The following is an 8,288-nucleotide window of genomic DNA, read 5'->3' as shown; positions in this document are numbered from 1 at the left end:
GCGCAGGTGTAGTGCTCATCCAGCCCGGTGGGTGCGGTGGTGGGCACCACCGCCGTAGCGGGCGCAGTGGTGGGCTGGCTGTCGGGTAGGAGTGAGCAGCCAGAAAGAGCCAGGCAGCCGGCCACCAGCGTGGCCAGGCCCGCCAGAAGACGACGCTGCCGGGCGCTGACAGGCCTAGTTGTGCCGTGACTGCATGTAGGGAGTAGCTGTGCGACTGACATAGTAGTGGCCTTCATTCCCACGTGTGGCTGGGCGCAGTCTTACTATCGGGATTGGCAGAGCCATGACCCTCCTTAAACCCTTCTGTTCTGGAGTCGGTGAAGTTCAGTTCGGGGTGGGCGGGGCTGTAGAGGTGGTTGCCGACTGCGGATAGTCCGGCGCCGGTGTCGGGGTCGGCGAGCTGCTCGGGGGTCATATCTTGGGTGAGGATGTTGCCGTCCTCGTCGATGACGTTGGGGACGCTGATGGTGTTGTTGATGAGTTTGAGCGTGGCTTGGAGGTCCTCGGCGGTGTACAGGCCGGAGTTGAGCAGGGCGAGGGTGAGCTGGCGGTTGTTGGCAGTGGCGGCGGCATTCTCAATGTCTTCGGCCTGGTTGCGCGCCTCGTCGGCGTTGTCGGCGCCGTAGGGGTCCGCTAGGTCGATACCGAGTGACGCTACCGACCCGGTGACGGGGATGAGCCCGACCAGGAACGAGGTGACCTTAGTAACATCCTGGTTGGTGGAGTCCTTCTGCTCGGCCAGGGCGATGAGCTGGTGGGTGGAGGCACCGGCGAAGAACCCATTGGTGCGGCTCTGCGCCGTCACGGCCTTGTGCAGGGCTGTGGCATCGCCGGTGGTGTTGTACTCGTCGACGGCGTCCTGGAGCTGCTGGGTGTGGTAGTCGGTCATGGCCTCGCCCAGGTGCGTGGACGCCCATTCATCCAGGGAAACCTGCCCAATGAGGTTGGTCAGCGCCCGGTCGGTGAACACCGGATAGTAGGTGGTTCCGTCACTGCCGAGAGGCCCGCCGTCGTTGCTCTCAGTGGTGGAGGCGTCCACGCCCTGGGGGTGGCGGGCCATGACGGCGGCGACGGACCGGCGGGCCTGCTCGGACAGGTTCAGGGGATCCTCACCGGAGCCGAGACCGTTGAGGATGCCGGAGGTGGCGGTGGCGCGGGCGGATTCCTGGTACTGCTGCGCGGCGGGGTCCAGGCCGGGGGTGGGGGTGCGGTCTACTTGGTTGGCGAGTATTGCCCAGTCGGTGGTCCACGCCTGGCTGTCCAGACCGCCCCTTTCGATCAGCTCCTGGATGCGCTTGGCGTGCTCAATGGACTCGGTTGTGGTCACGGGGGCCGGTGTGCCATCTCCTTCGGCGGGGACCAGCCAACTGATGGCGGCGTCGGGGTTGCCGGTCATGGCGTGCACCACCCCGGCCAGCGGGTTGGCGACCGAGCCGACCGGCGTTTTGGAGGTGCTGTCAGGGCTGTTCCACAGCTGCTCCAGGATGTTGCCCTGCTGGGGGCTGTAGTTCTCCAGCCGGTTGGCCAGCGTGACCAGGAGGGCATCGTTGTAGTCCAGGCCCACGTCCTCGGCCTGTCCGTCGCCGTCGACGTCGGCTTGGCGGGAGGCCATGAGCATCTGGTTCAGCACCCCGACGCGCAGGTCCTTACCCTTCTCCTCGGCGTAGTCAACCAGCCGGTTGGCGTAGGCCTCGGCCTTATCGTCGCCCCAGGTCACTGAGGCGGTGGCCAGCACATGCCCCAGCGCCTCAGCCAGGTCCGCCCCCGCAGTGGGCCTGTCATTCAGGATGACGTCCTGGGAATGAGAAGTAGTGGTGAACTGGTCCTGGATGTCGACGGGCAGGTCCAGCAGTCGGCCGGGCCCGACGTTGGCCAGGATCGTGTTGGCATAGACCGCGTTGTCCTGGTTCTCCTGGATACGCTGGATGAGTTCGTCCCACTGCTCGGGGGTGCAGCCGTTCTCGGAGTAGTCCACCATGGTCTGGGCATCGGCGCGAGCCTGGTTGACGGTATCAACCTGGTTGTAAGTGGTGGCATTCTCCGCCGTGTCCTCCACCCCTTCGGGCAGCCAGTAGCAGATCGTGCCGTCCTCGGCGGTGGTGGTGATGCCGCCCTCGTTGGCGGCCTTGGCGGCATCCAGGCGCGCCTGAAGGGAAGCGATCTCGTCCTCCAGGTCCGCGGCCTTCTCGCCGGCCGTGTTGCTGCGCCCGCCCAGCTCAGCGGGGTAGTCCTCCGCCCGGTTGGTGCTGGTTACCGTCTCCCAACTGGTCTCGGACTGATCCTTGTAAGCCGTCAGGTCATCAATGATGTCCTGGACGCTGTCGGCGTCAAGCGAAACGTAAGTCATCGGTCATTCACTCCCCCCACGTCGCCCGGGAGTCGTCCTCGTCCACATAGGTTGGCTCGTCGTTCCAGGCGTCTTGGACTTCTATGGTGGCGCTGCGCAGGTTGGAGGTCATGGAGTCGATGATCTCCACAAGGGTGTCGTGCATGGTGTCGGCCAGCGGGGACTGCCATACGCTCTCGGACCCGCCCAGGCCATCGGTCAACAGGGCGGACTTCGGCGTCATTCCTGCCGTGGCCGGATCTGCATCCAGGTCGTCCTGGGCCTGCTCCAGCTTGTCCAGCACCTTCTCCAAAGCCTGTTTCTTCAGGTTGTATGCCTGACCGCCGGGCGGGGGCGGGATCGGTGAGGGGCCCGGCGACGGACTCGGGGTGGGAACAGACATTGGCTAACCAGTCCTTGTTGGGTATCAGGGTTGTTTGGTTGGTTTTGTGTTGAGGGTTTGGATTTCGGCGACGGGGATGTTGGTGGTTGTCTGTGTGGTGTGGGTGCCGAGGTTGCCGGTGGCGCCGTCGGTGGCGGTGTAGCTCGCGGTGTAGGCGACGCTGATGTCGACTGGGGTGACCGAGTCTTCCAGGTGGGCGGAGGAGCGGTTGAAGACGATGACGCAGTCGGTGCCCGTCCGGTCGTTTTGTTCATTCCAGGGGATGCCGAAGCCGGTGCAGTCCGCTTCGCCGTCGGTGGGGTCCAGGTTCAGGCCGTTGGCTGTGGCGGTGATGGTGGCGGTTACGGGTCCGGCTGTGGCGGTGACGGTGGCTTGGGAGGGGGTGTCGCCGGTGGCCCAGATCCAGGTGTCCATGCCCACAATCGTCGCCCGTGACTCGCCCACGGTGGGGTTGTACGCGATCGTCGCCGTCGGGATGGTGATTGCATCCCAGGCCGCCCGGGCCAGCGTGGCGCCGTCAATCACCGGCTCGGGCGGGGCGGAACCGGCCGGAACGTACACGGGGCCGTTGCTCGCGAAGAAGTCGTCGGCGATAGTGGCGAATACCTTGAGGTCGTTGTTGGGAACGTACCCTGAGGAGCAAACTGGAAAATACCAGTGCCCGTCGGTGTCATCCGCGTACGACTCGTAATCCGGGTAGCGTGCGATCTCTTCATTCATTTCGTTGCGGTCGGGGTGCATGCCGTACTCGTTAACAATCTGGCGTTGCGCGTCCCCCGAATCGATCCACTCCGCCAGTTCCTTGCCGGTCATGCCCGCAGTGTGCCAGCACACCGGATGCGCCGTAGTGGTTACCGTCTGTGAGGAGACCGCTCCACCACCAGAGCTGGAGCCATCCGCCGCAGCCGACACGAACTCCGCCGACACCGATATGGTTACCGAACCATCCGTATCCGCCGACGCGGAACCAGAAGAGGTTGACCCGCCGACATCGTTTCTCCCTCCAACGCCCTGGGCGTGTGCGGGCGTGGTGGCGAACAGAAAAGAAAACGATAGCATGAGCGTCGCCATTGTCGTGAAGACAAGTTTCTTAGTCACCATGACTCACACCGCGCACTCATTGGTGGATACGGTTTGCTCGTCGGCTGTCCTCCAGGTCTCTCCGTCGTAGGTCATCGTGATGATTCTGTCGTAGCGGCCCTGGAGCGTTTCGGGGTCGGTGTTCTCTTGCCCCGAGGTGTCATATGATCTCAGATCAGATTGATCGCTACAGGCCCTCACTTCGGCCTGCATATTGGCGAGATTTGGGGACGTGATTACTACGGCGGTGACTGCTACACGCAATCCGCCACTAACGGTCTCACCCGCGATGGGTTCATAGTTGCTCTTGAGGCTCTGATACGCCTCTGCGGTCATGAGTGGCTCGGCCTTCTCCACGCCGGTGCCGGTGAACCAGATGTTCCAGGTGACCTGGTCGTAGTCGATGAAGGCCTTGAGGATCTCGGTCTGTTGCTCGTCCAGGTCCTCGGGAATGGCAGTGACTTCGTAGCGGTCGGTGGACAGAGACTCCGGTGTGACGACGCCGGCGGCCGACGCCGAGGCCGCGGCAGACGCGGACGCCTCGGCCGCTGCGGCGGATTCGGAGGCCCTGGCTGAGGCCACGGCTTCAGGATTGTAGGTGGGGATACCCGACGTGTCGTCCGAGCCGGACGAGCACGCCGCCAGCGGCGCGCACGCCAACAACAGTGCTGCGATGGCGGCGCTCGTCATGCGTATACGTCGATGAACGGCTCTGGTGGTAGCGGGACCGTTGCGCAACATTGCTAGCCTCCGTGAGGTGAGGAGCCCGACTGGTGCGGGTCAGGTTTCCGGCATCGAAGAACGTCATGCCGCCTAGATGAAGCAGGAAAACGGGGGCGGTCGGCGTTGACCGTCGGGCGTGGCCCGTTGTTCGACGTCGACCGCCCCTCGCTATGCCTACGAGGCGCCTCAGGCGTCGTAGGAGGAGACGTCCGCAAGATCGGTCGCGTCCGTCACGCCGTTGGCGGCGGCGATGTTGTTGTGGTTGCGCGCAACATCGGTCGCGGCGTCGGCGAGGACGGCCTCGAAGGCGGTGAGCTTCGGCTTGAACTCGTCCCAGGCGTCGCGGAAGGACTGGGCGTTGGGGCTTTCCCAGTTCGCGTTGGACAGTGCGGTGTCGGTGTCCGTGTGGATCGAGTGTGCCGAGTCCACGTCGGTCTTGAGGGTGTTGTAGAGGGTCTCGAGGGTGTCGAGATCTGCGGTGGTTGTTGCCATGGATGACTCCTAGGGTTCAGGATCGTACTGGGCTCTGTCATATGGCCTAACAGAGACGGGTATGTGACGTAGGTCGTGTACCCGAACGTGATGCAGACTTCCACGTTGGGTCGAAGGATGCAAGTGCTGTGGGTAGTTCTACCCGTGCCGGTTGTGGGTCTCTGATGGCATGTTACTACTATGAAACGGCGTGATATTGCGGTTTGGGGGTTCTTGCGAACGACTGTAGTTACGAGTCTCTCATTGATTGTGTCAACGTTGCCGTGGCGTGACTGTCGATTTCGGGGGTACGGTACTGCCCGTTCAGCCGTTCTCGACCTTGAGGTCCCGATACATGTCCCAACCCCAGGATGGACAGATGCGCCGACGTCGCGACCGTGACGCCCGCGGCCTGTCATCTACTCGTGCTCAGCGTGAACGCGCCGCTTCGCGCCTCCCCTCAGCGCCGCGCGAACGGCGCCCGCTGCTAGCGGCTCTCGCCGTGTTGCTCATTGTTGGCGGGGCTCTACTCGCCGGCCTGCTGGCAACCCGAGCCGACCAGCGGGTTGAGATGCTCGTGGCCGCCCGCACGGTGGAGGCGGGCCAGGTCATCACCGATGCGGATCTGGTTTCAACCCCGGTCTCCTCAACGCTCAGTACCCTCATCCCGGCAAGCCGTGCCGATGAACTAGTGGGACAAGTTGCACGTGTTGAGATCGCCGAGGGGCAGCTGTTCGACACCTCTCAGTTGCTATCCACAGCGTTGCCGGGCGCCGGTACCCAGGTCGTGGGAATCTCGCTGGATAACGGTCGCTTCCCTGCCGGAGGGGTGGCGGCCGGTGACGTGGTGAATGTGGTGGACACCACCAGCGGTGAGGTCACAGTTGACGGCGCGCAGGTACTGACGGCGGTACCCACCTCAGGATCTGAAGACGATTGGACCTCCGGATGCGTGCTGTCTCTCATCGTTGACGGCGCCGACGCGGCCGCCTTGGCGACTGCCAGTGCGGGCGGAAACATCGCCGTTGCTCTCGTGGCTTCCGACCAGCCGATCGGAGAGGGCTGATGCTGATCTCCATGGCCTCGGCCAAGGGCTCTCCCGGGACGACCACGGCCGCACACGTTCTTGCCGCCGTGTGGCCCCGGGATGTGCGCCTGGCTGAACTCGATCCCGCGGGCTCCGACCTGCTGTACCGGCTGCGGACCCAAACCGGTCAACCCGTCGACCCGGCGCGCGGGCTGGTCTCGCTGGCCGCGGCGGTGCGGCGCGAGTCTGCCGCAGGTCTGGATGAGCACCTGACCACGGTTGACGGTGGACTGGACATCCTTGTGGGTCTGGCACGTCCCGATCAGGCGACCGCCATTGGTGCCGGTTGGGCGGCCATCACCCGGAGCTTGCGCGGACCCATCGACGTCATCGCCGACCTCGGGAGGCTCACGCCCGGTGCCCCCAGCCTGGCTGCCGCGCTCGCCTCGGACCGCTTGCTGTTGGTCACCCGCCCAGGCGTGGACCACTATGGTCATCTTAGGGAGCGCTTACGCTGGATCGTTGAGGAGACCGCCCATCGCGCGGAGCGGCCCGAGCTGGGAATCATCCTCATCGCCCCCTGGAAGGAACGTCACGAGGCGGACGATCTTGAGCGGCTCGTGCGTGCACATGGCCTAGACATCCCGGTTCTGGGTGTCCTCGCCCATGATGAGGCGGCTGCCGATTCACTGGCAGGCCGTCGGCTGCGCCCGCTCGACCGCACGCTACTGGTGCGCTCGGCGCGGGAACTGGCTGGGCGACTTGCCGACATGGGGGAGGGGCAATGAGCGTAGACCAGACCCTGGTGCGCACCATGCGCGAGGAGGTCGCCGACCTGCTCGCCAAGCAACGCCATGACGACGCCGCCTCCGGTATTCCCCCCATGACGCCGGAGGACGAGCGTCAATTCGCCCGCGCCCTCATTGGACGTGTGCTGGAGCAGTACGCCCGTTCGGAGATAGCCGCCGGACGCAGTCCGCTGGGGGCCCAGGACGAGGAAGAGGTCTCCCAAGGCATTCATGCGGCGCTATTCGGGGTGGGGCGTCTGCAACCGCTCCTGGAGGACCCCGACGTTGAGAATGTGGACATCAACGGCTACGACAACGTCTTCATCCAGTACGCGGACGGCCGTGAGGAACGCGCGGCGCCGGTGGCCGACTCCGACGACGAGCTCGTCGAGCTCGTCCAGGTGCTCGGCTCCTACTCCGGGCTGGCCTCCCGCCCCTTCGACTCCGCCAACCCTCAGCTCGACCTGCGGCTACCGGATGGATCACGGCTCTCGGCCGTCATGGACGTGTGCTCCCGGCCCGCGGTCTCGGTGCGTCGTGCCCGCTTGGACAAGGTAGGGCTGGACGAGCTGGTGGAACTGGGAACTCTCAGCCCCAGGCTGGCAGCGTTCTGCTCGGCGGCCGTGCGCGCCCGCAAGAACATCATGATCGCGGGTGCCACCAACGCGGGCAAAACCACGTTCCTGCGCGCGCTGGCGAACGAGATCCCGCCCTCCGAACGGCTTATCACCGTTGAACGCGCCCTTGAGCTTGGGCTCGGCGAATTCACCGACTTGCATCCCAACGTGGTTGCCTTCGAGGAGCGCCTGCCCAACTCCGAGGGCGCCGGCGCCATCACCATGGCGGACCTGGTGCGACGCTCCCTGCGGATGAACCCCTCGCGCGTCATCGTCGGCGAGGTGCTGGGAGACGAGATCGTCACCATGCTCAACGCCATGAGTCAGGGCAACGACGGCTCGCTATCGACCATTCACGCCAACTCCTCCGCGGAGGTGTTCAACCGCATCGCCACCTACGCCATTCAGTCCGCCGAGCACCTGCCACAGGACGCCACCAACCTGCTCATCGCGGGCGCCGTCGATTTTGTCATCTTCCTGACCCGTGAGAATCGGTTCAGCGAGGGCGGGTCGATGCGTCGCTACGTGGCTTCCGTACGCGAGGTCAACGGCGTCGACGGGCGGGTGCTGTCCAGTGAGATTTTCGCGGACGACGGGTCCGGTCAGGCACAGCCGGCAGCCCCCATCGAGTGCGCTGCGGATCTGCTCGAGGCCGGATACGATCCGGCGGCCTCATACATGCAGGGGGCCCGATGACCAATTCGACTGCGAGCGTCGCCGTCCTTGCCGGCGCCCTCATCGGAGCCGGACTGTTCCTCCTCATCGCCTTCGCCATGGGGGTTGAGGTGCTGCCCGCCCGCGCCGCCCGCCCCGACGGCGGGCGAATGCTGCCGCCCGCAAGCAGGCTGCGACG

Annotated in this window: 9 protein-coding genes; 3 read left to right on the top strand and 6 right to left on the bottom strand. The window is 65.0% G+C overall.

Going from position 1 to position 8,288, the window contains the following annotated elements; translation table 11 throughout:
• The 6 genes from RWX45_RS06190 to RWX45_RS06165 all read right to left on the bottom strand — a co-directional run.
• Window positions 1–221 (bottom strand): hypothetical protein (locus RWX45_RS06190; protein WP_316022891.1); only part of this gene is annotated, 221 nt, incomplete at its 3' end.
• 11 nt (window positions 222–232) lie between these two features.
• Entirely contained in the window at window positions 233–2,347 is a 2,115-nt protein-coding gene (locus RWX45_RS06185; RefSeq protein WP_316022890.1) for a DUF6571 family protein, read from the bottom strand.
• 7 nt (window positions 2,348–2,354) lie between these two features.
• The gene (locus RWX45_RS06180; RefSeq protein ID WP_316022889.1) at window positions 2,355–2,729 is read right to left on the bottom strand and encodes a hypothetical protein; all 375 of its coding nucleotides are present in this window, start codon (window positions 2,727–2,729) and stop codon (window positions 2,355–2,357) included.
• Window positions 2,730–2,753: 24 nt separating this feature from the next.
• Entirely contained in the window at window positions 2,754–3,542 is a 789-nt protein-coding gene (locus RWX45_RS06175; RefSeq protein ID WP_316022888.1) for a hypothetical protein, read from the bottom strand.
• A 291-nt stretch (window positions 3,543–3,833) separates the two neighbouring features.
• A complete protein-coding gene (locus RWX45_RS06170) occupies window positions 3,834–4,499 on the bottom strand; it encodes a hypothetical protein (protein WP_316022887.1) in 666 nt (221 codons plus the stop codon).
• Window positions 4,500–4,718: 219 nt separating this feature from the next.
• Window positions 4,719–5,024 (bottom strand): hypothetical protein, encoded by a 306-nt coding sequence (locus RWX45_RS06165; RefSeq protein ID WP_316022886.1) that lies wholly within the window; start codon window positions 5,022–5,024, stop codon window positions 4,719–4,721.
• A gap of 334 nt (window positions 5,025–5,358) precedes the next feature.
• Between RWX45_RS06165 and RWX45_RS06160 the strand changes: the two genes are divergently transcribed.
• The 3 genes from RWX45_RS06160 to RWX45_RS06150 are packed head-to-tail and all read left to right on the top strand — an operon-like array spanning window position 5,359 to window position 8,131.
• The gene (locus tag RWX45_RS06160; RefSeq protein WP_316022885.1) at window positions 5,359–6,069 is read left to right on the top strand and encodes an SAF domain-containing protein; all 711 of its coding nucleotides are present in this window, start codon (window positions 5,359–5,361) and stop codon (window positions 6,067–6,069) included.
• Window positions 6,069–6,818 carry a hypothetical protein gene (locus tag RWX45_RS06155; RefSeq protein ID WP_316022884.1) on the top strand — a complete coding sequence of 250 codons (750 nt, stop codon included), beginning with the start codon at window positions 6,069–6,071 and terminating at the stop codon, window positions 6,816–6,818. The genes RWX45_RS06160 and RWX45_RS06155 overlap by 1 nt, the downstream gene beginning before the upstream one ends.
• Window positions 6,815–8,131: a CpaF family protein gene (locus tag RWX45_RS06150; protein WP_316022883.1), complete on the top strand. Its 1,317-nt coding sequence runs from the start codon at window positions 6,815–6,817 to the stop codon at window positions 8,129–8,131. Before RWX45_RS06155 ends, RWX45_RS06150 begins: the two co-directional genes overlap by 4 nt.
• Window positions 8,132–8,288: the final 157 nt, after the last annotated feature.

The sequence above is a fragment of the Actinomyces sp. MRS3W genome (genome assembly GCF_032465695.1).
Classification (GTDB): Bacteria; Actinomycetota; Actinomycetes; order Actinomycetales; family Actinomycetaceae; genus Actinomyces.
The sequence above is the reverse complement of the archived record's forward strand: the minus strand, read 5'-3'. Positions and strand labels throughout refer to the sequence as shown.

Excerpts from the sequence above, each read along its gene's own strand:
- RWX45_RS06180 (WP_316022889.1), bottom strand. The coding sequence starts at position 2,729 with ATGTCTGTTCCCACCCCGAGTCCGTCGCCGGGCCCCTCACCGATCCCG.
- RWX45_RS06170 (WP_316022887.1), bottom strand. The coding sequence starts at position 4,499 with ATGACGAGCGCCGCCATCGCAGCACTGTTGTTGGCGTGCGCGCCGCTG.
- RWX45_RS06165 (WP_316022886.1), bottom strand. The coding sequence starts at position 5,024 with ATGGCAACAACCACCGCAGATCTCGACACCCTCGAGACCCTCTACAAC.
- RWX45_RS06175 (WP_316022888.1), bottom strand. The coding sequence starts at position 3,542 with ATGACCGGCAAGGAACTGGCGGAGTGGATCGATTCGGGGGACGCGCAA.
- RWX45_RS06185 (WP_316022890.1), bottom strand. The coding sequence starts at position 2,347 with ATGACTTACGTTTCGCTTGACGCCGACAGCGTCCAGGACATCATTGAT.
- RWX45_RS06150 (WP_316022883.1), top strand. The coding sequence starts at position 6,815 with ATGAGCGTAGACCAGACCCTGGTGCGCACCATGCGCGAGGAGGTCGCC.
- RWX45_RS06160 (WP_316022885.1), top strand. The coding sequence starts at position 5,359 with ATGTCCCAACCCCAGGATGGACAGATGCGCCGACGTCGCGACCGTGAC.
- RWX45_RS06155 (WP_316022884.1), top strand. The coding sequence starts at position 6,069 with ATGCTGATCTCCATGGCCTCGGCCAAGGGCTCTCCCGGGACGACCACG.